Raw genomic sequence first — 23,892 nt, forward strand, 5'->3', positions numbered from 1 at the left:
TCACGTACCAGAATTCTGGATTACGATAGCAACCCTCGCCTGATGAAGTTTAACCGTGTCTTGGGGTTTGCCTAGGACAGGAGTAATTCTGCAAACTTCTCATCATGTCAGAATTTTTTTTGCTGATTTTGCTTATCGTCGTTTTGAGTCGCAGCGAGGATGGCTTGGATAGCGCCAGTGCCGCTGAGACTATCAGTTTTTGAGGAAATTGAATGCCAAAGCAAATTATTATCGCTGAACAGCACCGAATCGCGGCTGTCTTTTCGGAAGACCAAATTCAAGAGTTAATCGTTGCCAAAGGTAATCATCAAGTTGGCGATATTTATCTAGGGGTCGTAGAAAACGTATTGCCAGGAATTGATGCAGCCTTTGTGAACATTGGAGACAGCGAGCGAAATGGCTTTATTCACGTTTCTGATTTAGGACCTCTACGCTTACGAAAAGCCGCTGGTTCGATTACTGAATTGTTAGCACCTCAACAAAAAGTGTTGGTGCAGGTAATGAAAGAGCCAACTGGCAATAAAGGTCCGAGACTAACGGGCAACATTACATTGCCTGGTCGTTATCTAGTACTAATGCCGTTTGGACGCGGCGTCAATCTTTCTCGGCGCATTCGCAACGAATCGGAACGGAATCGTCTGCGGGCGCTGGGAATTTTGATTAAACCAGCCGGTATGGGGCTATTGATCCGCACTGAAGCGGAAGGAATGGATGAGAAAGCCATTCTCGAAGACTTAGACAATCTACAAAATCAATGGGAAAGCATCCAACAAGAAGCGGTATCTACTCGCCCGCCCAGCCTACTTAATCGGGATGATGATTTCATTCAGCGGGTGTTGCGAGATGTGTATAGCGCCGATGTCAACCGCATTGTGGTCGATTCTCACACCGGAATGAAGCGGGTCAAACAGCATTTGGTGACCTGGAGCGGGGGGCGATCGCCCCAAGGCGTATTGATTGATCATCACCGCGATCGCATTCCCGTGTTGGAATATTTCCGGGTCAATGCTGCTATTCGGGAAGCACTAAAGCCTCGGGTTGATTTACCCTCCGGCGGTTATATTATCATCGAGCGCACCGAAGCCTTGACAGTCATTGATGTGAACTCTGGGTCGTTTACCCGCTCGGCTACTGCCCGAGAAACGGTGCTGTGGACAAATTGTGAAGCGGCAACCGAGATTGCACGGCAACTGCGCTTGCGCAACATTGCTGGGGTAATCATCGTGGATTTCATTGACATGGATTCTCGGCGCGATCAACTTCAGGTGCTTGAGCAATTTAATAAAGCCCTGAAAGCAGACAAAGCCAGACCTCAAATCGCTCAACTGTCTGAACTTGGGTTAGTGGAACTCACTCGAAAACGCCAAGGACAAAACATTTATGAACTGTTTGGGCGACCTTGCCCCCATTGTGGTGGGTTGGGGCATCAGGTTCATTTGCCTGGTGAACCCGATTATGAGGAAGCGGAACCCGTCGAGCCGTTCCGAACGGTTCCAGTTGCAGAGCCACGCACTCCCCAGCTTCGAGAGTCGTGGGAACGTACTAGCGTTAATAACGGAGATGAGTTTGAGTTTGACACCTCTCCAGATCTGCAAGAGCTTGATCTAGTCAACCATCCCAGCTATCAAGAACGGGGGCGAGGCAGTGCAGACAATCGCCGTCGTCGTCGCAGTCGGTTGAAACTAGGTGAACCAGTCGCAAAAGGATTCGCTAAGCCTGATGGAGAGGCTGAATCAGAAGTGATAGAAGAGGCAACCCCTGTCGCTTCTGTGAATCGAGTCCTGAAGGATGGTCGTGAAGGACGAGAAGGGCGGGATAAACTGGATCGCAATCGATCAACGCGTCGTGACAAACCCCCAACTGACCCCCCGCAGTTGGTGTCAGTCGAGATGACATCCGAGGAGCAAGATGTCTATGCCTTGATGGGAATTTCGCCGTTAGTATTGACCACAGAACCTATTAAAGATCCAAAAGCAACGATCGTTTCTGTATCGTTACCGGGACAAAGCAGCCGTGCCGCTAATGGCAATACGATGTTTGCCGAGGAGGTGGAAGCAGCCGAACCGGAAGAAGAAATCAGGACTGTCATTGAACCACCTGTCACTCGTCAATCTCGCCGCCTAAAAGCAGAAGATACGATTGCCGCATCAGAGCTTCCTGTCGCACCTCTGGCAACCTTAGAGGAAGAGTTTCACGATCATGGGAATGGGACGGAACCTGAAAACGACGCGGATTCAGATGTAACGGTTGAATCAACTCGTCGTCGCCGCCGTCGTCGTTCTTCGGTATCCATGGCTGAGTCATCCTCAGATTCTGAAGTAGGTTAATGACATGGATTGTGAATCTTGTGAATCGACAGCTTGAGCTTCAGTTCCTGAACTTGCCTTCCGAAAGCAGCCATGACGCTAAAAATAGGGTCATGATTGCTGGAGTCGATGAAGTTGGGCGAGGAGCATTGTTTGGTCCCGTAGTAGCGGCTGCCGTCATCTTGCCGCCCGACGTTTATTCGGCATTAGCAGAATCTGGCGTAACTGACAGCAAGCGGTTGTCTGCTGGCGATCGCTTGCGCCTTGCTGTCCAAATTCGCTCGGTGGCGCTAGATTGCCGAATTGGAATTGCGTCCGTACAAGAAATCGATCGCTTGAATATTCTACAAGCTTCATTGCTAGCAATGCGCCGGGCAGTGATGCGACTCAACCCATCGCCCAATTTTTGTTTGGTCGATGGTCATCAGCGCATTCGAGATCTACCAATCTTGCAGCAACCACTGGTCAAGGGCGATCAAAAGTCGCTAGTCATTGCGGCCGCTAGTATTGTGGCTAAAGTCTGGCGGGATGAATTGATGATCCGCCTTGCTGCTAAATATCCGGACTATGACTTAGCAATCAACAAAGGCTATGGCACAGCTAAGCATCAAGCCGCTATTCAACGTGTAGGAATTTCAGCCCAACATCGCTTGTCCTTCAGTCCCTGTCAATCAGTTGCCAAGCAAGCCCAAGTTTGAGCCAGCGAATCTTTAACTGCACGTATTGCTATATGAGCATGTTGCTTTCACACTACATACATGCTACTAACTTTACGCTTATTCGGCGTCCTGCCCATCAGGAGTAGAATGGTGGCTCAAACAGCAGAGTTGTTTGAAGAAAATTTATTGGTAGCGAACTGACTTGCGGCAAACAAGGGGGCGTCTGCGCTCGCATCAGTATTGAATTGTTGAGAAGCGACCCATGTGCGATAATCCAGCAACAGTCGATGCATCAGTCGCTGCTTGATGGTCAACAAAACGCTTCTGAGTAAGCCGTTTCCCGTCGTTTCAATGAGTGGCTTTGGAGCCAGCATGAGAGGCGGAGGCAGATCCACCTGAACTTTTAGATCTGCTCTACCTTGAAGCTGAGTCGTGCCGCCCTGCGATCGGGGAACCAACTGCCCTACTAGCTCCAATTTAAACCGTTGGTTCACATACTCAACTCCGCGAATTTCACAGCCAACTGATCGCAAATGGATCTTACCGTCTGGCTCTGCCCATACGTTCATATCTACGGTTGGCTGAACACTCAATGTCATGAAGTGAAGTGGACGCATTTTGAGGCGAAAGCATTCAGGGCTTAATTGTTCCGTTCTAGTTGGATCAACCAATGCCTTCACCAACCGTTGGGGCTGGCGTAAATAGTGCTGAATTGGAATTGACGCTTCCGGTACAATCAGTTCAACCGTTTGGCAGGCAGAGAAGGAGGTCAGCATGATGGCAACACAACTAGCCCTATTGTTAACTTCAATTAATTAAATTTTACAATTTTTCCAAGAAATCATCCTTGACATTAGGGAGTATAGATCTCGGCCTGGACTGATTCTGAGTTTGCTTCATTAAATGTTTCAATTGCATGTAGTAGTTCTACGCAGATAGGTCGGTCGATGAACCAGCAAGGTGCGTAGTCTAGTATTATTGATACTTCGCCAACATGAGCTTAAAAGATTACATTCTATGACTTTTCTACTTGCCCATCTAGGACCTACCGGTACTTATGCCGAAAGTGCCGCTATTGCTTGGGCAACCCATTTAAAGCACCAAACTCAAGAAGAGGTGTGCTTACTGCCTTGCGCTAGCATTGCTCAAACATTGCGAATGGCAGCAGAACAGCAAGTTGATTTTGCAGTGGTTCCTGTGGAAAACTCGATCGAAGGAAGTGTCACAGTCACGTTAGATACGCTGTGGCAATTAGATTCCCTGCGCGTTCAGCAGGCTTTAGTTTTACCCATTTCTCATGCGCTGTTGTCTTGTGCCCCAACCTTACAGTACGTTCAAACCGTATATTCCCACCCTCAAGCATTAGCGCAATGTCAAGGCTGGTTAGAAAAGAATTTGCCAACGGTTCAACTAGTTCCAGCTAATTCAACAACAGAGGCACTTCAGTTTTTATCTACCGATGAAACTGTAGCGGCGATTGCTTCTCAACGAGCCGCAGAGCTTTACAATCTTCCTGTGCTTGTCCATCCCATTAATGATCATCCCGATAACTGTACCCGCTTTTGGGTGTTAAGCTTAAAACCGCTCTCTGTCGGTAGTCATACGTCCCTAGCCTTTAGCTTACCTGCTAATGTTCCGGGGGCCCTAGTTAAACCATTGCAACTTTTTGCTAAACGCGGCATTAACTTAAGCCGGATCGAATCACGTCCCACTAAACGATCGTTGGGAGAATATGTATTTTTTATTGATTTTGAGTCGTCTATTGCAATGGATTCTGTGCGATCAGTACTAGAGGAGCTACAGAACTGTACTGAAACGCTAAAAGTTTTTGGTAGCTACAATATTAGCTTTGTAGATAGCACCAAGACTTAGATCATTAGCTCAATAAACTCCAATCTTTTGCTCTACCTATTCTCACTAAACGCTTCATTTGAAGACATCTTCGAGGGCGGCTCGGGCTGCTAAGTGATTTCGGGTAGAAGTCAAGATCTCCACTTCCCGTTCAAGCCGTAACCCTGTGTCTTGCATTTCTAGAAGCGCTTGCTGTTCAAGGGCAGCACCTTTAAGGTTGCCTGCCACCCAGTAAGATAACTCAGTGGGAAGGGTGGGAATATCATCAGGAAGTTCAATTTCTTGACCCGTCAGCTTAGCGGACAAATGAACGACATTCTTCAATAGTTCATCCACTTCAATGGACAAGGCTCTTAAATCTCGATCGGTCGGTCGATCTTCTATCCATTCAACCAGTCCCACATAATAGGGCTTTTCACGAACAAAGTCTAAAACACGAAATCGCTGCTGCCCCACTGCCATGATTTTCATGCGATCGTCGGGTAAGCGTTGGTAATGAATGATTTCAGCACAGCAACCAATGTTTGCCACCGTCTTGTCCGTCGGATCAACCATCAACACACCAAAGCGGCGATCGCTTTGCAGAATGGTGTTCATCATGATCCGATAGCGAAACTCAAAGATGTGCAGCGGCAGCTTAATGCTGGGAAAAAGGACTAGCTCAGGTAAGGGAAAAAGCGGAAGCTCGCAAACAGCCACTGAAGAAAATGCCATCGTTTGTTTACATTCCCGTGGGGAATTCAACACCAGTTAACCCTGGACTACCCCTCAGCTTCCTCAGAAATGCTCTGAAACAGACTGAAGTCAGCCAGTTTTTGACCCAACTCCAGTCTACCGCATTGCTTCAGCTTCTCCAACGCGTACTTGCTACAAATTCACTACAACTTCACTTCAATATCGACACCAGCAGGCAGATCCAGCTTCATTAAGGCATCGATCGTTTTAGAGGAAGGTTGATAGATGTCGATGATACGGCGATGGGTGCGAGTCTCAAAATGCTCGCGGGAATCTTTGTCAACGTGAGGAGAACGCAAAACACAATAGATGCGGCGTTTCGTTGGTAAAGGAATCGGGCCAATCGCGGTTGCATTGGTGCGATTAGCGGTATCCACAATCTTTTCACAGGAAGTATCGAGTAAACGACGATCGAACGCCTTGAGGCGAATCCGGATTTTTTGCTGCTGAATCGTTGCCATTGGATTTCCTAATTGTCCTACCTAATTGTTTAGTTGTCTAGGTTCAAAACAAACACAACCAGATAACTTGATCAAATACACATCAAATGCACATCACGTGATTTGAGGCAAACAATCAGCAGCCAGACAAAACCAGCTGCTGATTCTACCAGAGTCCTACAACATCCTACTTGAGGATTTTGGATACAACGCCAGCACCGATTGTGCGACCACCCTCACGAATGGCAAAGCGCATCCCTTGCTCAATGGCAATCGCGTTGATCAGTTCCACCGTCATCTTGATGCGATCGCCTGGCATTACCATCTCAGCATCACTGCCATCATCAGCGGTAAAAGCTTTGATTGTGCCTGTCACATCCGTTGTGCGCACATAGAACTGAGGCTTGTAACCAGCGAAAAAGGGAGTTTTGCGTCCACCTTCTTTCTCAGTCAAGATGTAGACTTCACCTTCAAATTGAGTATGTGGAGTAATAGAACCTGGCTTAGCAATCACCATACCACGCTCCACATCCTCTTTCTTCAGACCCCGTAGCAACAACCCCGCATTGTCGCCTGCCATTCCCTCTTCTAGGCTCTTCTTGAACATCTCAATACCAGTCACCGTGGTGCTGCGGGTTTCACGTAGACCAACAAGTTCAACTGTTTCATTGAGCTTGATCTTGCCACGTTCAATTCGACCCGTTGCAACCGTTCCGCGACCCGTAATAGTGAAGACATCTTCAACTGCCATCAAGAAGGGCTTATCCACATCTCGCTCAGGCGTCGGGATGAAAGAATCAACCGCATCCATCAATTCGTAGATTTTATCAACCCACTCATTGTCGCCACGCTGAGTTTTAGGATTAGCCACCATGGCTTCCAGTGCCATCAAGCCCGATCCCCTAATAATCGGCAGATCATCACCTGGAAACTCATACTCGCTCAAAAGCTCGCGCAGTTCCAGTTCCACTAGTTCCAACAATTCCTCATCATCCACCTGATCAATCTTGTTCAGGAAGACCACAATACTAGGAACGCCAACTTGGCGAGCCAATAGAATGTGCTCTTTTGTTTGAGGCATCGCGCCATCGGTTGCCGCAACCACCAAGATTGCACCATCCATCTGTGCTGCTCCAGTGATCATGTTCTTCACGTAGTCAGCGTGTCCAGGACAGTCCACATGGGCATAGTGACGATTTTCGGTCTCGTACTCAACGTGAGCCGTATTGATTGTGATACCCCGAGCTTTCTCCTCAGGAGCCGCATCAATGTCTTCGTACTTCTTAGCCGTAGCGCCGCCTCCGGCAGCCAGAGTCATCGTGATTGCTGCGGTCAGAGTTGTCTTACCGTGGTCAACGTGACCAATGGTACCAATGTTAACGTGAGGTTTTTTCCGTTCAAACTTTGCGCGTGCCATGTATCTATCCGTTCCTCTTTAACTGACTATGCGTTCCCTTTGCTCTTTGCAATGATGGCTTCAGCCACGTTGCGAGGCACCTCCTCATAGTGGCTAAATTCCATAGTGAAAATGCCACGACCTTGCGTTTTAGAGCGAATGTCCGTAGCATATCCGAACATCTCTGCCAATGGTACTTTAGCAGTAACCTTAGCAGTTCCTTGCTCTGTGTCTTGCCCCTCAATCTGTCCCCTACGGGAGTTAAGGTCACCGATCACATTTCCGATGAAATCCTCTGGTACTTCTACCTCAACTTTCATCGTCGGTTCCAAGAGCACAGGCGATGCCTTCATAACAGCTTCCTTGATTGCCATCGAACCAGCAATCTTGAAAGCCATTTCCGATGAGTCAACCTCATGATATGAACCGTCAACCATCGTTACCTTCAAATCAATCACTGGATAACCAGCCAGGATACCAGATTCACAAGCTTCCTTCATGCCTTGCTCGGCCGGAGCAATGTATTCCTTTGGAACTACCCCTCCAACGATTTTGGAAACGAACTCAAAACCACTGCCTGGGTCACCGGGTTCCAGTTCGATAACCACATGACCATATTGACCTTTGCCGCCGCTTTGCCGGACGAACTTGCCCTCAGCACGAACGGGTTTACGAACGGTTTCACGATAGGCTACCTGTGGTGCTCCCACATTCGCTTCTACCTTATACTCCCGCTTCATTCGATCGACCAAGATATCTAGGTGTAGCTCACCCATCCCGGCAATCACGGTTTGGTTAGTTTCTGGATCAACACTGACTCGGAAAGTTGGGTCTTCCTCAGACAAAGCTTGCAGCGCTTTCGATAGTTTTTCCATATCCTGTTTGGTTTTTGGCTCAACCGCAACCGAAATCACAGGTTCTGGAATGAACAACGATTCTAGGATGATAGGCGATGCCTCATCACAGAGCGTATCCCCTGTAAAGGTATCCTTCAGCCCCAAAGCCGCTCCTAAATCGCCTGCTCGCATCTCCTCCACTTCTTGGCGTTCGTCTGCTTTCAGGACAATTAAACGAGAAATTCGCTCTTTCTTACCCTTCGTCGCGTTATAGACATAGCTGCCCTTCGTTAACACGCCCGAATAAACTCGGATAAAGGTTAAGCGCCCGTAAGGATCTGCCATGATTTTGAAGGCCAAGGCAGAAAAAGGTTCATTGTCGTCAGCGTGGCGAACTGCTGTGCTGCCATCTGGCAAAGTGCCTTGAATAGGCGGAACTTCAACTGGAGCAGGCAAGTAATCAACCACTGCGTCTAGCAGTAATTGAACCCCTTTATTTTTGAAAGCAGAACCACAAAGAACTGGAACGATCGTGCCTTGCAGCGTCCCTTTGCGTAGTGCCGTAATTACTTCTTCTTCAGAGAGTTCTTCACCCGACAGATATTTTTCAATCAGTTCGTCATCGGTTTCAGCAGCAGCTTCCAGCAGAACCGTACGGTATTCCTCAGCTAGCTCTTTGACGTCATCGGGAATCTCAGCTACCTGAATATCCGTGCCCAAATCATTGGTATAGAGGTAGGCCTGCATCCGGACCAAATCGACAATGCCTTTGAATTGATCTTCTCCACCGATCGGAATCTGAATCGGCACCGCGTTGGTGCGCAATCGATCGCGAACCTGATTGTAGACCTTAAAGAAATTCGCTCCCGTGCGGTCCATCTTATTGACAAAAATGATCCGGGGTACTTTATAGCGATCGGCTTGTCGCCAAACGGTTTCGGTTTGAGGTTGAACACCACCCACCGAACACAGCACAGTAATCACCCCATCCAACACCCGCATAGAGCGCTCTACTTCGATGGTGAAGTCCACGTGTCCAGGCGTGTCGATAATATTAATTCGGTGTTCCAACGCTCCCGGCAACGCTTGGTTTGGGTTAGTCGGATCACGGTGAGTCCAAGATGTGCTGATAGCTGCGGCAGTAATCGTGATACCCCGTTCTCGCTCTTGCTCCATCCAGTCGGTCACAGCCGTCCCTTCGTGGACTTCACCCATTTTGTGAACCACACCGGAATAAAACAGAATCCGTTCTGTTGTTGTTGTCTTACCCGCATCAATATGTGCGGCAATTCCAATATTGCGTACCCGTTCCAGCGGGATATTACGTGCCACAGCTACCTCCTTAGTCTCTGGCGCAGTGTCTAGTTACTGCATCTGTTAAGATTCTATACTTTCTGTCTCTAGTCAGGTGCAGCTTCCAAAAATTTAGTATCGATAATGGGCAAACGCCTTATTAGCCTCAGCCATCCGATGGGTTTCTTCCCGTTTGCGAATGGTGCTGCCAGTTTCGTTCGCTGCATCCATCAGTTCATTTGCCAATCGACCTGCCATGGTTCGCCCAGACCGCTGTCGAGAAAATTGAGTCAACCAACGCAAGGCCAACGCAGTACCTCGATCGGAGCGAACTTCCATCGGCACTTGATAGGTTGCGCCACCAACCCGACGAGCTTTTACCTCTACCAATGGCGTTGCATTTTTTACGGCTCTTTCAAATACTTCAAGCGGATCAGTGCCTGTCCGCTCTTCGATCAGCTTGAAAGCGTCATAAACAATTCGATAAGCCAGCGATCGTTTGCCGTTTTTCATCAATCGCGCCACCATCATGGTGACAAGGCGACTATTGTAAGTAGGATCAGGTTGGATTGGACGCTTTTGAATAACAGTACGACGGGACATGGTAATTGCCGAGCCTCTAGTCTAGTGTGTTTGCAAAGTCTATCGTTTTCTGTAGTTGGAAGGTTGCTATATGAAATGCCAGCCAAAATTGCAGTTTTAAACAGGTATCACTGGAGGCAATAAAATATTAGGCAGTACCTACAAACTCCGGTTCCAAATCAGCAACTCTTCACACATTAAACCCTCACAGCTAGATGATGCACCCATCCAAACCGCTGGGGATGCATCATCACGAATTGAGCTTACTACCTCATTTGATGGGTTCAATCAAATGTAATTTATTGAACTAAACCTTCAAAGCTAAAGGAGAATAACCCATGTAGGAAGGGTTAGACCTCTAACTCTTCGGACGCTTAGCACCGTACTTCGATCGACCTTGTTTGCGATCCTTCACACCTGCGGTATCTAACGTGCCTCGAATAATGTGATAGCGAACTCCCGGTAAATCTTTTACCCGTCCGCCTCGAATCATCACGACAGAGTGTTCTTGCAGATTATGTCCAATACCTGGAATGTAAGCAGTGACTTCAAAGCCAGATGTCAAGCGAACCCTAGCCACCTTACGAAGGGCCGAGTTGGGCTTTTTAGGAGTTTGAGTATAAACCCTAGTACAAACGCCTCGGCGCTGAGGGCAACTCTTTAAAGCTGGCGACTTGCTCTTTTTCTGCGTCTTTTGACGCTCATTACTGATTAGTTGCTGAATGGTTGGCATGAGTTATGGCAGATTTTGCCTCTAAATCGATTATCCTACAGTTTCCACAGTCTATAACTATAACGATTTTATCGAGATTCTGTCAATTTGTGGATTTGATAAATTTTTTCTCTAAACTCTATATCGATATCGCACTTTCGTGGTGAGTGTGAAGGCTAGAGCCGAAGGATTGCAAAATTGTCGATTGGGGCTGGATTGCCCTGTTGATCGATGGCACTGAAATATTTGAAGGATTGATTGACTTCCGGTGGAAAGGTAGGGAAATGGAAGCAAGCATCTCCGTCAGCAATATCTGCCCAGAAATAGCGCAAGGCGGGAGCAAGCTGTTCTGCTTGAGCAAGAGGCAAATTGAACGGAACTTCGGTTAGAAGCCGCACCATGAAGGGCAGGGATCGATCGCCCATCCATTCCTTGGAAGTTTGTGATAGATTCGTCCAACCTGGCACAGCCGTGACTCGTCCGGATTGTATCTGTAGCTGGCGGTGATCCCCAATTTGCTGAAACTCCAAAACTCGGTAAGGATGCGGATAACTCACAAGCGATCCTGTGGTAATTTCGTAGATATTCTGGTGCTGAGCCACATCTTGCACATGCAAATGTCCTGTAAACAGCAACTGCACACCCGCTTCATCAAGCAACGCCAATAGTTCTGCCGCATTTTTCAGCATATAGCGGCGTCCCATTGGGTTTTGGGATTGGTTGGGCAGATGCTCAATGACATTGTGATGCACCATAACTAGAACGACTGCTTCGGAGGTTTGGGTTAAAACTTGACGTAGCCACGCCATTTGTGTCTCATCAATGTACCCCATACCGATCTGTTTGCCGGCAGCATCAAAATGATTGGAATTCAGTCCAATCAGTTGAACGCCGGGTAGCACCTGGCAGGTATAGTAAGGCTGCTCTAGCACTTCGTAGCCAAACTTTTGGTAATAGCTGGGGAACTCTAAAAGTCCGATCGATCGATCAGTAGCAAACTGTTCCACCACATCATGATTTCCCGGAATAACATAGGCGGGATAGGGTAATTGCGCTAGGCGATCGGCTAGCCATTGGTGATTTTCGGGTTCTCCGTGTTGAGTTAAATCTCCTGGCAACAACAGAAAATCAAGATCAAATTGCGCCAGTTCTTCAAACACCACTTCTAAGGCAGGAATACTAATTTCTACCAGATGGAACCGGCTGGGATGATGCCAGATTGTGTGAGGCAGGGCGATGTGGGGATCGCTAACGATCGCAAAACGAAATTGCAAGTCCATTCTTAAATTCAGGGATCAAGGCGTAGTAATTAACGTAGGGAACCAAAATGCAATTAGGCATCTCAGAGAGCTAAACCCTTAGAAACGTACATAGGGGGCTGTCACGATTGCAAGTCTATCCCTCATCTCCAACCCCTTCTCTCCGCTTGGAAGAAGGGGAGTCGGGTTGAAGTCCCTCACCCTTGGGGAGAGGGCTTTAGGGTGAGAGCGACAAATGTGACATGCTTCCAACGTATACTCTCCACCCTACACCTTGTTTCGCCTTGATCACTATTGTTATGGTCTAGGTTAAAGATTGAAACTGCGTTAGGAGAAGTCCGTTTGTCTCTTGTTCGAGTTCGCCAGCACGTTAACCCCCTCAGCCAGAAATATCAGTCTCCCGTTAGCCCACCCGACTGGGAAAGGGTGTATGCTGATTGCACACGCCCATTGCATTTGGATATTGGCTGTGGACGGGGACAGTTTCTCCTCACTTTGGCACAACAACAGCCAACTTGGAATTATTTGGGATTAGAGATCCGTCAACCGCTGGTGGTGCAAGCCAATGAGCGGCGCGAGGAATTTGGCTTAACAAATTTACACTACCTGTTTTGTAATGTCAGTACATCGCTACGGTCGATTTTGGCTTCCTTGCCACAGGGCAGCTTGCAGCGAGTGACAATTCAGTTTCCTGACCCTTGGTTTAAGCGAAGACATCAGAAACGGCGGATGGTTCAACCCGAACTTGTGCAAGCATTGTCCACTTATCTGGTTGAGGACGGAGTCGTATTTCTGCAATCAGATATTGAAGCCGTTGCCAAAGCGATGCACGATCGTTTCAGTGAGCATCCATCTTTCACTTCACAACATTCTAATTGGCTGGAAACAAATCCATTATCAGTTGCTACAGAGCGAGAACAATGGGTTTTAGAGAAAGGAGAACCAGTATACCGATCAATATTTATTAGGAAGTAGTAACCCGCTAGTGGCTGTTTGATGGAACTGAGGAGATTGCTTGAGGCATAGGCTATTCAAACGGAACCAGGGATAGCAAAGACTGCTCCGCTTCCAAAACTGTGCGATAGTTGCGCCAGAGATCTTCGATCGGTTTTGCCGATTGATAGCCAAATTCCGGTGTTGTGTACCTGCCTGTACCATCTTCACAAGGAAACGATGCCCAAATTGGGCAACTAATCGTAACGGCAGCCATAAATTGCTTTACATCTACATCAATTTCACCAAACTGATTGACCGAAACCCCATCCACCAGCCGCTGATATCCTCCTGCTTCGGCAAACAAAAGTAGGCATCCAATGTCTTGATTCTTAGGATGAAAGTTAGGTAAATCGGTATACCAAACATGTGGATAGTGCTGATGCAGGGCGTCCCAGATGTCTGATGTAAACTGACAAGCACCTGCTGCATCAGAACTCACTTCCAGGCTACTGCCCGAATTGACAGTTATCAATTGGCGGGGATGATCCTCATAATCCTGAAATGCCTCCTCTCCTAAAATCAGACGATAGGGACTAACGGTATTGAAGTTAGAATAGGTTCCTTCGCTATAGTAAATAACACCCCATAAAAATGCTTTGACTGCTAGAAGTTTTGCCAATTCAAGATTATCTTTGAGTCGTAATTGATGATCTGCTTTTGATTTGGGCCGAAACGGGTCACTGCTGAGAAACGGTGAAGGACGGCTGGGCGTTAATCCGGGAACTTGTTCGAGTGCCAGTAGGTAATGACTGGTCGCGCTTTGCAGAGGCGGGGGAGTAGGGTAAACAGCCTGTAATCCTGCTTGAACCGCAAGGGTTGATAGGACGGCGGCAGTAAAGCTCAGAATTTGAATTAGAGCAAGCTTCACTCGTCGATCTTTAATTGGCATAGCACCCACGTTGCTTCTAGCATGACGACACCCAACTTGCAGTCTCAAAAACCTATACTATGGCTGGTATCTTTTACAATATAAATTGATTAATTATGCTACATATAGCGTAGAGCAGCTTTGGCGATCGAGTTACTATAGATTTGTAAAAAGATTCAATCAGTTGGGTTATTTGCTCAGTTTACCGATATATTGGGCGCTAATCTAACTGATTAATGCTTTGCGGTAGAGAAGAATGGAGAATCATGCAACTCTCAACCTTTTCTGAAAGTCATCATCCGCTTGTAGTGGCTTTGAATCATCACAGCGATCGAGATTTGTTAACACTGTTTCAGCGCCATCCTGACAGGGGGAAGTATTTTGTAGCAATCTTCTGTCGTTATGCGCCCATCGTTCATGCATTGATTCGTCATTCGGTTCGATCGTCCGTTCAAGCAGATTATTTATTTGCTGTCATCTGGCGACATATCTACTACGAGCTAGGTGGGTTAAATTTACATGAACAGTCCCCTGATGGCAAACCTAATACCTTGCAAAACTGGTTAATTCATGTCTCTGCTGTGTGTATCAATCGTGTCGCGTTGCCACCTGTGGAACAGATTCACTATTCACTGCAAAAAGCGTCTCCGCCGCTCTGGTGCTACCTGGAACAAGCATTGGGGCGGTTGCACCCTGTTCAGCGGTTAATTGTGCTGATGGCTCAAACATTTCATTGGAGCGCAACTCGCATTGCCGCGTATTTGCAAGCTGAGGGAGAATATTTCAATGTGCAGGAAGTAAACCAACAGTTGCAGGCTGCCTATCAAGCACTGGAAGAGGTGTTACCGGACGACATTCGCCAAATCTACCTAGACCCCCCTCAACCAGAACCGGACCAGTCAGAACCGATCACCTCTACATTGAACGCTAGCCCAGACAACGCACCAATAACTACACCTGCCTTCAGCTTCAAATCTCTGGAACCAATTTTCGAGTAGTAAAACTAGTTTGATAGCCAAATAATCGACGCCAAAAACAAATAAAAATCCTAGAACCAACCCGATCTTACCCCTGGAAAGTAGAATCTTCGCCTTGATCGATGCGCGCCTTAGCTTCTTTCTCAAACCAACTTACCACCTGCGACAGAGTGAGCGCTTCGATCGCCACGTCTGCTTCTTGGGCAATTTGCTTCAGCGGACGTAGAGATGAGATCACCAATCGGGCAAAAAAGCGCTTGAAGTTGGGATCAAAGCCATCCTCTGGTCGCAGCGTTGGATCTTGCTCTACCCAATCAATAATCTGCTGTTCGGTTAAGGTATCAATTGTAATTCCCGCTGCTTGAGCAATTTGTTTGAGGGAGCGCAACGAGTAGATTGATACCCGCGCTGTGAATCGATCGCGAGCAGGCATCAGTGTTGCATCAACTTCAGCACATTCTTCCGGGGTGAGAAATTGATCAGAAGATTGGGGTAGTTGGGACATAAGAGATTAGGGATGAGAAATTACGATCGGTAATCAGTAATTGGGTATAGGTGATTGGCTCATTGACAGCTATCTCCCATCACCTAACTACCGATTCCCTATGATTACTCATGATCACCCACGATTACCCGCAACCTGCCTCCCATCTCTAACAGCTATTGGGCCTGTACTAAATAGCCACAGCGATGCTCACCATTGACTAACCAGTGGGTACGTTCAACTTTACAGCCTTCTAAGGCTAGGGCAAACATTTCTAGCTCATGACCGCAAACACTCGGAAAGGATTCTGCGACATGCGAGATCGCACAATTGTATTCGGTGATGATGAAGCGCGAATTGGTAGAGGCAGGATCTGCTTCTACTTGATGCCACTCTGCCATGTAGCCTTCCGCTTTGCGTAACTCGACCAAGTTTGCCACCCGCTCTTGCAGGGAGCCTTGTCCGACTCGATCGCGATATTCTAGGGCTTTACGTTGCCACTGCTTTTGTAAAATTTTATTGACCTGATCTTTACCAACAGTTTCAGCGAGGGTGTCTAACAAAGACAGGGCAAACTCATCATAGCGATCGGGCAGCAAACTACGCCCTTTTTGGCTGAGTTGATACGAATAATTGGGACGCCCCATCGCAACTGGTTGAACCTGATGTTCAATCAATCCTTCATCTTCTAAATCTTTAAGATGGCGGCGTATGGCTTGAGGACTGATCCTGAGTAAATCAGCCATGTCTTGAGCGGTGGCCTGACCTCGCTTCAACAAGTGATGCAGGATGTCCTGTTTGGTGGAAGGGTGCTGTGTGGCTGTCATCATCGTTTCATCGTCGTTGACGATCGTCGTAGAAGCGTCAGAACTTTGAACCAGAACTACGAAAACGTAGCGCAAAAAGGCTACAATCAAACTTTGACAACACCAATGTTGCTAAAGTACTCTAAAATGAACTTAAGCAACAAACGTGTTGTTTTAATTATAGAAGCTGTTGGTCGTCCTGTCGCCTAAGAGAGATGAACACACCTACCAAACCAACCCAAGCATCAGATAAGAATTTGGAATTGATGCGGAGTTTTTCCGAGAGTTACGCCAAGCGAACAGGCACGTATTTTTGTGTCGATCCAGGTGTAACGGCTGTTGTGATTGAAGGACTAGCAAAGCATAAGGACGAGCTAGGTTCGCCCCTTTGCCCGTGCCGTCACTACGAAGATAAAAAAGCCGAAGCTGAAGCTGCTTACTGGAATTGTCCCTGTGTGCCGATGCGCGAGCGCAAAGAATGCCACTGCATGTTGTTCCTTACTCCCGACAACGACTTTGCAGGCGACAAACAAGAAATTTCCTTTGACGAAATCCGCACAACTACGAATCAGTACTAGAGTCCATCAACAGGCATTAGGGAAGCAGGATAAAGGAAAAGGAACATGATTTGGCTTAATTTTTCGCCTTTTACCTTTTGCCTTGATCTCCCACTCCCTACTCCCGACTTCCCCCGTTGAAAGCGAGAACACTTCCCAATGACAAGCACATCAGTTAAATCCCTAGTCAATCAGCCCTATAAATACGGATTTGTCACCAACATTGAATCTGATGCCATTCCCCCTGGCTTGAGTGAGGATGTGATTCGCCTCATTTCTGCCAAAAAAAGTGAGCCAGAGTTCATGTTAGAGTTCCGCCTCAAGGCTTATCGCCACTGGCTGAAGATGGAAGAGCCGAACTGGGCAGCAGTAGGCTATCCAGCGATCGATTACCAAAATATCGTTTACTACTCGGCTCCTAAGCAGCAGAAGAAACTGGAAAGTTTAGAAGAAGTCGATCCGGCGTTGTTGGAAACTTTCGAGAAGCTGGGTATTCCCCTCTCAGAGCAGAAGCGGCTGTCGAACGTGGCAGTAGACGCGATTTTTGACAGTGTTTCTGTCGCCACCACTTTTAAGGAGAAGTTGGCTGAGAAGGGTGTGATTTTCTGCTCTATCTCTGAAGCATTGCAGAAATATCCCGATCTGGTGCAGAAGTATTTGGGCAGCGTGGTTCCCACCAGCGATAACTACTTTGCCGCGTTGAACTCAGCGGTATTCAGTGATGGATCATTTGTCTATGTGCCCAAGGGAGTGCATTGCCCGATGGAATTGTCCACGTACTTCCGGATCAACAATGGCGAGTCGGGGCAGTTCGAGCGCACGCTGATTGTCGCAGAAGCAGACAGCTATGTCAGCTATTTGGAAGGCTGCACGGCTCCCATGTTTGACACCAATCAGTTGCACGCGGCGGTGGTGGAACTAGTGGCGCTGGACAATGCTGAAATCAAATACTCCACCGTACAGAATTGGTTTGCAGGCGACGAAAACGGTAAAGGTGGGATTTACAACTTCGTCACCAAGCGCGGCTTGTGCCAGGGCGTGAACTCCAAAATCTCCTGGACGCAGGTAGAAACCGGATCGGCGATCACCTGGAAGTATCCCAGTTGTGTGCTGGTGGGCGACAACTCGGTGGGCGAGTTCTACTCGGTGGCGCTGACCAATAATTATCAGCAGGCGGACACCGGAACCAAAATGGTGCACATTGGCAAGAACACTCGTAGCACGATCGTCTCTAAGGGGATCTCTGCTGGAAAGTCGAAAAATAGCTATCGCGGACTGGTGAAAATTGGACCCAAGGCAGAGGGGGCGCGCAACTACTCACAGTGTGACTCGATGCTCATCGGAGACACGGCTGGAGCCAACACTTTCCCGTATATTCAGGTGCAAAACAACAGTGCCAAAGTGGAGCATGAAGCCTCAACTTCCAAAATTGGCGAAGACCAGTTGTTCTACTTCCAGCAGCGCGGCATTTCCTTAGAGGACGCGATCTCGATGATGATCAGCGGTTTCTGTAAGGACGTGTTTAACCAACTTCCGATGGAATTTGCCGTTGAAGCCGATCGACTGTTGGCGCTGAAGTTGGAAGGTAGTGTGGGTTAAAGCGGTGGGGGCGTAGCCTTTACGCCTCTGCTAAAAGGAGAGGTATGGTTCAAACTCTGCAAACTAGAAATGTTACTCTGCGCGATCTGATCGAAAAGTTTCAGATGCAACTGGTTCGGGACGAGCAGTTCTTGCCGAAGTGGCAGAGTCGTTTACCTAATCTGAGTGAATTTGAGAAGCAGGTTTTGAACAAAGTCAAGGTGGGTTATTTTAACCTGGTTGCTGATCCTCCGGTCCTGGAGAAGCCGATGCAGTTGGCGATCGTGGCTCTTATTCTCTTCCTCGAAGGTTTTTATCTGCCTCCTTTTCTCTAGAGATTGGGTTAGATTAACTTTTGGCATACATGATGACATCTCTAAACCCGGCTCAACCCAGTTTTGACAGGTTAACCCATGGAGGAAGTTTTACATTCGCAAAATTAGTTAAAAACCCGGTCTATCAGTACGCTACATCTAAGTTCTTCGAGCTTCGTAATCTTGGTAACGAACTTTATGATGTTCTCAAAATTTTAAAGCGAATTCGTCAGCTATAGAAATTATCCATATTGCAGCAGTTAAGAGGTTAAAGCAGGTGATTGTTGAAGGTAGCGAAACCATTCTCACAGTGTGGAACTTAACCGCCAGTGTTGATGAAACGCCGATTCTCAAGGGTTTAAACCTAGAGATCAAATCCGGTGAAATTCACGCCATTATGGGCCCCAACGGATCGGGCAAAAGTACTTTTTCTAAAGTATTATCTGGTCATCCCGATTATGCAGTAACGGGCGGTGACGTGATTTTCCAGGGACAGGATTTATTGGAACTAGAACCGGAAGATCGGGCGCGATCGGGCGTATTTATGGCGTTTCAGTATCCGCTAGAAATCCCTGGCGTTAGCAATCTTGATTTTTTGCGGGTGGCGTATAACTCTAAGCGCAAGCATCAAGGGCTAGACGAACTGGATGCCTTTGATTTTGATGAACTGGTGCGCGAAAAGCTGGATGTGGTCAAAATGGACGCAGCTTTCTTAAACCGCAGCGTCAATGAAGGCTTTTCTGGCGGTGAGAAGAAGCGCAATGAGATTTTGCAGATGGCACTGCTGGAACCCAAACTCGCAATTCTAGATGAAACCGATTCCGGACTAGATATCGATGCACTGAAGATTGTCGCGAATGGCGTTAACCAACTTTCAACCCCAGATAATTCCATTCTGGTGATTACTCACTATCAACGCTTGCTGAATTATATCGTGCCGGATTATGTCCATATCATGGCCAACGGGCGAATTTTGCGTACAGGCACGAAAGAACTGGCGCTGGAAGTGGAGGAACGCGGCTATGACTGGATTTTGGCAGAAGCGGGGGTGGGAGTCTAATGAGTATTCAAGCGTCCGCTCCAGAGCAAACCGGAGTGCGCAATGCTGCTCAGCAGCGTCTCGAGTTTTTGTCACATTTGCTGAACCTAGCGAAACAGGCTCCGGTGCAGTCTGGTTGGCTGCAAGACCTGCGCAATCGAGCCGCAATTCGAGTCAGCGAACAGGCCTTCCCTACCACACGTGATGAAGAATGGCGCTTCACCGATTTGTCGGATTTGGTGCGGTTGAAGCTAGAGGCTGCCAGCGATCACTATTCCTCTGCCAATCTCGATAGCGTTAATTCTTTTGCCCTGCCCGAAACCTCTGCTCGACTAACGTTCATCAACGGCGTCTATGCGGCTGAATTTTCCACGATTGGGCAATTGCCTCCTGGTTTGATCATCAGCAATTTATCTGGGCTAACAGGTACCGATCGCTTTCACGCCTATTTAGGTCAGCAATCCGGTGCAGAAGAAGTGTTTACAGCGCTGAACACTGCTGGCTTAAGTGACGCAGCGATCGTGTTTGTGCCCAAGAACTTGGTGGTAGAGGCTCCGGTTCATCTGCTGTTTATCAACACCACGCGCAGCACCGCCGCTTTGATTCAACCGCGTTGTCTCATCGTGGCAGAAGCCAACAGTGCCATTACTTTAGTAGAAGCATATGAAACGATCGGCGAGGGCACATCCTTTACCAATGCTGTTACAGAAATTTGGTTGGCAGAAAACGCTGAGGTAAATCATACACGACTGCAACGAGATAATCTGGCGGCTTTCCACATTGGCAAAACAGCGATCGCTCAAGCGCGAGATTCTCGCTATACCGGCAATACCATTAATTTGGGCGCAAAATTATCGCGTCACAACCTGGAGGTTTATCAAACGGGTGAACAAACGCAAACCACACTGAACAATCTCACCAGGATTCACGGTGAACAGACCAGCGATACCCACAGTACGATTGCCCTGACGCATCCGTATGGAACAACTCGCCAACTGCACAAGTGCATTATTGACGATCGGGCCCACGCCATCTTTAACGGCAAGGTGTTTGTTCCTCAAGCGGCGCAACTCACCGATGCTGGACAACTAAACCGCAACTTGCTGCTGTCGCCCAAAGCCAGGGTCGATACCAAACCACAACTAGAGATTGTGGCTGATAATGTGAAATGCACCCACGGGGCCGCCGTCGGACAACTCGACGCCAACGAAATCTTTTACTTGCAAAGTCGCGGCATTCCTGCTGCTGAAGCCCGTCACTTGCTGGTTTCCGCTTTCGCTCAAGAAATTATCGATCGCATCCCGATTGACTCCCTGCAACAACAACTGTCTCAGTAAAGGTGTCTCAGTAAAGGCAGTTCGCGAACTGCCTTTACGTGTGAACTCACTTCCTAACCCTACTCCCCAATCTCGCCATGACTGCCATCCAAGAAAAAACCCTTGCTGCAAAAGTCCGCGCCGATTTTCCGATTCTCCACCAAGAAATCCACGAAAAGCCGTTGATTTACTTCGACAATGCCGCCACGTCCCAAAAGCCCAACGCGGTACTGGAAGCCTTGCAGCATTACTACGAGTTTGATAATGCCAACGTGCATCGCGGCGTTCACACGCTCAGTTCGCGGGCAACCGATGCCTATGAAGGCGCACGGGATAAGGTAGCAGCGTTCGTTAAGGCGGCATCCCGTCAGGAAATTGTGTTTACGCGCAATGCCAGCGAAGCGATCAACCTGGTGGCTTATGCTTGGGGCAATGCTAACGTGCAGGTAGGAGACGAAATCATCCTATCGGTGATGGAACACCACAGCAATCTCATCCCTTGGCAACTCTTGGCACAGCGATCGGGCGCGGTGTTGAAGTTTGTGGAACTTACTGAGACGCAGGAATTTGACTTAGATCATTACAAGTCGTTGCTGTCAGATAAAACCAAACTAGTCTCAGTCGTGCATGTTTCCAATACACTGGGCTGCATTAACCCTGTTCAGGAAATTGTGCAACTAGCGCATCACGTGGGGGCACGGGTGCTGATCGATGCTTGTCAGAGCGTGCCGCATATGCCGATCGACGTGCAGAGTCTTGGCTGTGATTGGCTGGTTGCCTCTGGACATAAAATGTGTGGCCCCACCGGAGCCGGATTCCTCTACGGCAAGCTGGATTTGCTGCGATCGATGCCGCCGTTTTTGGGTGGGGGCGAAATGATTGCCGATGTGTTTTTGGATCACTCTACCTATGCCGATTTGCCTCACAAGTTTGAAGCGGGAACTCCGGCCATTGCGGAGGCGATCGGATTGGGAGCAGCGGTAGATTACCTGAGCAATATTGGGATGGACAAAATTCATGCCTACGAGCAAGAGTTGACGAGCTACCTGTTCCAGCAGCTTGCCCAGATCCCCGAAGTCAAAACCTACGGGCCCAACCCCAACGCTGACGCCAGCAATCGCGCCGCACTAGCTTCGTTTACCACCGGAGCGGTGCACCCCCACGATCTATCCACTATTCTCGATCAAGCGGGGATCGCCATTCGCGCCGGACACCACTGCACCCAACCGCTGCATCGGCACATCGGCGCACAGTCTACCGCCAGAGCCAGCCTCTATTTCTATAACACTCGCGAAGAGATCGATGCGTTTATTGTTTCGTTGAAGGAAGCGATCGAGTTCTTCGGCAGCATTTTTGGTTAGGTATCAGTCAGGGCGCGTCGCGAAGCGCCCCCACCCCATCCTGTTATTTCACCAACTCCGGGCGTTTATCTTCCGGCGATTCCACCTTCGCATCGTCAGGGGTAGCAACCACGGCTGCTTTCTCTTCAGCGGGTTCCTCTTCTGGTAAACCCCAAATGCGACGATAGGCCTTGACGTACTCCACGGCTGATTTATCCCAGCCAAAATTTTGCGCCATGCCTCGCTGCTGAAGTTTGCGCCACGGTTCCTTAAAGTGATAGCCTTCCCACGCTCGCACTAGACAGGTATAGAGATCGAGCGGCTCATAGCGATCGAAGCAATAGCCTGTCCCTGTTTCATTCGCTGGATCATGGTGCGTTACCGTATCCACTAGTCCACCTGTGCGACGCACGATCGGCACACAGCCGTAGCGCATCGCCATCATTTGGCTAATGCCGCAGGGTTCAAATCGAGATGGCATCAAAAAGGCGTCACATCCAGCATAGATGCGGCGGGCCAAGGTGTCGTTGTGCAAAATATAGGCGGAAACTCGCCCCGGATAGCGAGAAGCCAAATGCCACATCTGCGTTTCATAATAGCGATCGCCCGTACCCAGCACCACAAACTGAGCATCACTGTAGGCAATAAAGCGGTCGAGAATTTGCAGCACTAAATCCAGACCTTTTTGCTCCACTAAGCGAGAGACCATGCCCAGCAAAAACGCCCCAGAATTGACTTCTAGCCCCAGTTCTTCCTGAAGGGCAATTTTGTTTTGCTTACGATCGTCGATCGTCTCTGCCGTAAAGTTTTGAGGAATGTAGCGATCGGTTGCAGGATTATAGGAATCGCGATCGATGCCGTTCAAAATTCCAACAGTTTTACCAGCAATGAACGACAGCAACCCCTCTAGTTGCTCTCCATAAGCAGGCGTTCGAATTTGCTCTGCATAGGTAGGCGAGACAGTGGTAACCAGATCAGCAAACTGCACCGCTGCCGCCATGGTGTTGTGCCCCTGCATATACCAAGGACACCAGGTAATTTGCTCTAGCCGCCAGCGCCACGGCCCTTGATAGGCTAGGTTGTGAATGGTAAAGACCGTGCGAATATCGGGGTCTTCGTAGAGCCATACTGGAATCATTCCCGTATGCCAATCGTGACAATGCACTACTTCCGGCTTCCAATAGTTCCAGCAAAACTCCACGGCTCCATTGGCAAAGAGCGTGAACCGCCAGTCTTCATCTTCACCATAGTAGATGCGACGCGGTGAAAAGGACGGATGACCAAACAGGTAGAGCGGTACATCCGAGTTCGGCAATTTTGTTTCATAGACTTCAAAATCTTGAAACATGGCTGAGCCTTGCCAAATCGAGTCTTTGGGAATTCGGATTTTGTCGGGCAAGAAGCCGTAGTATGGCATGAACACCCGGACATCGTGCCCCATCGCCTTTAGCACTTTCGGCAACGCTCCCACTACATCTCCCATACCCCCAACCTTAGCAATCGGAGCCGCCTCTGCCGCCACAAACAGAATTCGCATAATAGTCCCTG

The 23,892-nt window shown here is 48.4% G+C and carries 23 protein-coding genes; 11 read left to right on the forward strand and 12 right to left on the reverse strand.

What is annotated here, in order from left to right; all coding sequences use genetic code 11:
• The first annotated feature begins 212 nt into the window (after positions 1-212).
• Together OXH18_RS06075 and OXH18_RS06080 are read left to right on the forward strand one after the other, a co-directional pair.
• Positions 213-2,327 (forward strand): Rne/Rng family ribonuclease, encoded by a 2,115-nt coding sequence (locus OXH18_RS06075; RefSeq protein ID WP_268611547.1) that lies wholly within the window; start codon positions 213-215, stop codon positions 2,325-2,327.
• Between the two features lie 92 nt (positions 2,328-2,419).
• On the forward strand, positions 2,420-3,004 hold the full coding sequence (locus tag OXH18_RS06080; protein ID WP_268613133.1) for a ribonuclease HII: 585 nt from the start codon (positions 2,420-2,422) through the stop codon (positions 3,002-3,004).
• 116 nt (positions 3,005-3,120) lie between these two features.
• Here the strand turns inward: OXH18_RS06080 and OXH18_RS06085 are convergent, their stop codons facing one another.
• Positions 3,121-3,741 (reverse strand): DUF1997 domain-containing protein, encoded by a 621-nt coding sequence (locus tag OXH18_RS06085; protein WP_268611548.1) that lies wholly within the window; start codon positions 3,739-3,741, stop codon positions 3,121-3,123.
• 241 nt (positions 3,742-3,982) lie between these two features.
• On the opposite strand from OXH18_RS06085, the gene pheA reads away from it, so the two are divergent.
• The gene (pheA, locus tag OXH18_RS06090) at positions 3,983-4,837 is read left to right on the forward strand and encodes a prephenate dehydratase (RefSeq protein WP_268611550.1); all 855 of its coding nucleotides are present in this window, start codon (positions 3,983-3,985) and stop codon (positions 4,835-4,837) included.
• A gap of 54 nt (positions 4,838-4,891) precedes the next feature.
• Here pheA and OXH18_RS06095 read toward each other — a convergent pair whose 3' ends face one another.
• From OXH18_RS06095 to OXH18_RS06125, 7 genes are all read right to left on the reverse strand, one after another.
• Entirely contained in the window at positions 4,892-5,530 is a 639-nt protein-coding gene (locus OXH18_RS06095; RefSeq protein ID WP_268611551.1) for an LON peptidase substrate-binding domain-containing protein, read from the reverse strand.
• A 164-nt stretch (positions 5,531-5,694) separates the two neighbouring features.
• The gene (rpsJ, locus tag OXH18_RS06100) at positions 5,695-6,012 is read right to left on the reverse strand and encodes a 30S ribosomal protein S10 (protein ID WP_018399487.1); all 318 of its coding nucleotides are present in this window, start codon (positions 6,010-6,012) and stop codon (positions 5,695-5,697) included.
• 166 nt (positions 6,013-6,178) lie between these two features.
• Entirely contained in the window at positions 6,179-7,408 is a 1,230-nt protein-coding gene (gene tuf, locus OXH18_RS06105; protein WP_268611552.1) for an elongation factor Tu, read from the reverse strand.
• Positions 7,409-7,434: 26 nt separating this feature from the next.
• Positions 7,435-9,555 (reverse strand): elongation factor G, encoded by a 2,121-nt coding sequence (fusA, locus tag OXH18_RS06110; protein ID WP_268611553.1) that lies wholly within the window; start codon positions 9,553-9,555, stop codon positions 7,435-7,437.
• Positions 9,556-9,648: 93 nt separating this feature from the next.
• Positions 9,649-10,119: a 30S ribosomal protein S7 gene (gene rpsG, locus OXH18_RS06115; RefSeq protein ID WP_268611554.1), complete on the reverse strand. Its 471-nt coding sequence runs from the start codon at positions 10,117-10,119 to the stop codon at positions 9,649-9,651.
• Positions 10,120-10,456: 337 nt separating this feature from the next.
• The gene (rpsL, locus tag OXH18_RS06120) at positions 10,457-10,831 is read right to left on the reverse strand and encodes a 30S ribosomal protein S12 (protein WP_268611555.1); all 375 of its coding nucleotides are present in this window, start codon (positions 10,829-10,831) and stop codon (positions 10,457-10,459) included.
• A gap of 155 nt (positions 10,832-10,986) precedes the next feature.
• Positions 10,987-12,090 (reverse strand): metallophosphoesterase family protein, encoded by a 1,104-nt coding sequence (locus tag OXH18_RS06125; protein ID WP_268611556.1) that lies wholly within the window; start codon positions 12,088-12,090, stop codon positions 10,987-10,989.
• A 321-nt stretch (positions 12,091-12,411) separates the two neighbouring features.
• Between OXH18_RS06125 and trmB the strand changes: the two genes are divergently transcribed.
• Positions 12,412-13,044, forward strand: a complete 633-nt coding sequence (gene trmB, locus OXH18_RS06130) for a tRNA (guanosine(46)-N7)-methyltransferase TrmB (RefSeq protein ID WP_268611557.1) — start codon at positions 12,412-12,414, stop codon at positions 13,042-13,044.
• Positions 13,045-13,096: 52 nt separating this feature from the next.
• On the opposite strand, the gene OXH18_RS06135 is transcribed toward trmB, so the two are convergent.
• A complete protein-coding gene (locus tag OXH18_RS06135) occupies positions 13,097-13,954 on the reverse strand; it encodes a lysozyme family protein (RefSeq protein WP_268611558.1) in 858 nt (285 codons plus the stop codon).
• Between the two features lie 245 nt (positions 13,955-14,199).
• Here OXH18_RS06135 and OXH18_RS06140 point away from each other — a divergent pair, with 245 nt between their 5' ends.
• On the forward strand, positions 14,200-14,931 hold the full coding sequence (locus tag OXH18_RS06140) for an RNA polymerase sigma factor (RefSeq protein WP_268611559.1): 732 nt from the start codon (positions 14,200-14,202) through the stop codon (positions 14,929-14,931).
• Positions 14,932-14,998: 67 nt separating this feature from the next.
• Here OXH18_RS06140 and OXH18_RS06145 read toward each other — a convergent pair whose 3' ends face one another.
• Together OXH18_RS06145 and sufR are read right to left on the reverse strand one after the other, a co-directional pair.
• The gene (locus OXH18_RS06145; protein ID WP_268611560.1) at positions 14,999-15,415 is read right to left on the reverse strand and encodes a hypothetical protein; all 417 of its coding nucleotides are present in this window, start codon (positions 15,413-15,415) and stop codon (positions 14,999-15,001) included.
• A gap of 155 nt (positions 15,416-15,570) precedes the next feature.
• Complete coding sequence (sufR, locus tag OXH18_RS06150) at positions 15,571-16,221, reverse strand: iron-sulfur cluster biosynthesis transcriptional regulator SufR (protein ID WP_268613134.1); 651 nt, start codon at positions 16,219-16,221, stop codon at positions 15,571-15,573.
• A gap of 194 nt (positions 16,222-16,415) precedes the next feature.
• On the opposite strand from sufR, the gene OXH18_RS06155 reads away from it, so the two are divergent.
• The 6 genes from OXH18_RS06155 (at position 16,416) to OXH18_RS06180 (ending at position 22,365) form a co-directional block, all read left to right on the forward strand.
• Positions 16,416-16,778: a ferredoxin-thioredoxin reductase catalytic domain-containing protein gene (locus OXH18_RS06155; RefSeq protein WP_268611561.1), complete on the forward strand. Its 363-nt coding sequence runs from the start codon at positions 16,416-16,418 to the stop codon at positions 16,776-16,778.
• A gap of 138 nt (positions 16,779-16,916) precedes the next feature.
• Entirely contained in the window at positions 16,917-18,356 is a 1,440-nt protein-coding gene (gene sufB, locus OXH18_RS06160; RefSeq protein WP_268611562.1) for a Fe-S cluster assembly protein SufB, read from the forward strand.
• A 44-nt stretch (positions 18,357-18,400) separates the two neighbouring features.
• A complete protein-coding gene (locus OXH18_RS06165) occupies positions 18,401-18,670 on the forward strand; it encodes a hypothetical protein (protein WP_268611563.1) in 270 nt (89 codons plus the stop codon).
• A 256-nt stretch (positions 18,671-18,926) separates the two neighbouring features.
• Positions 18,927-19,709 carry a Fe-S cluster assembly ATPase SufC gene (gene sufC / locus OXH18_RS06170; RefSeq protein ID WP_268611565.1) on the forward strand — a complete coding sequence of 261 codons (783 nt, stop codon included), beginning with the start codon at positions 18,927-18,929 and terminating at the stop codon, positions 19,707-19,709.
• Positions 19,709-21,025, forward strand: a complete 1,317-nt coding sequence (sufD, locus tag OXH18_RS06175; protein WP_268611566.1) for a Fe-S cluster assembly protein SufD — start codon at positions 19,709-19,711, stop codon at positions 21,023-21,025. The genes sufC and sufD overlap by 1 nt, the downstream gene beginning before the upstream one ends.
• Positions 21,026-21,102: 77 nt before the next feature.
• Entirely contained in the window at positions 21,103-22,365 is a 1,263-nt protein-coding gene (locus OXH18_RS06180; RefSeq protein ID WP_268611568.1) for a SufS family cysteine desulfurase, read from the forward strand.
• 43 nt (positions 22,366-22,408) lie between these two features.
• Here the strand turns inward: OXH18_RS06180 and glgA are convergent, their stop codons facing one another.
• Entirely contained in the window at positions 22,409-23,881 is a 1,473-nt protein-coding gene (glgA, locus tag OXH18_RS06185) for a glycogen synthase GlgA (protein ID WP_268611569.1), read from the reverse strand.
• Between the last annotated feature and the right edge of the window lie 11 nt (positions 23,882-23,892).

Origin of the sequence: Thermocoleostomius sinensis A174, assembly GCF_026802175.1 — a bacterium.
GTDB lineage: Bacteria > Cyanobacteriota > Cyanobacteriia > Elainellales > Elainellaceae > Thermocoleostomius > Thermocoleostomius sinensis.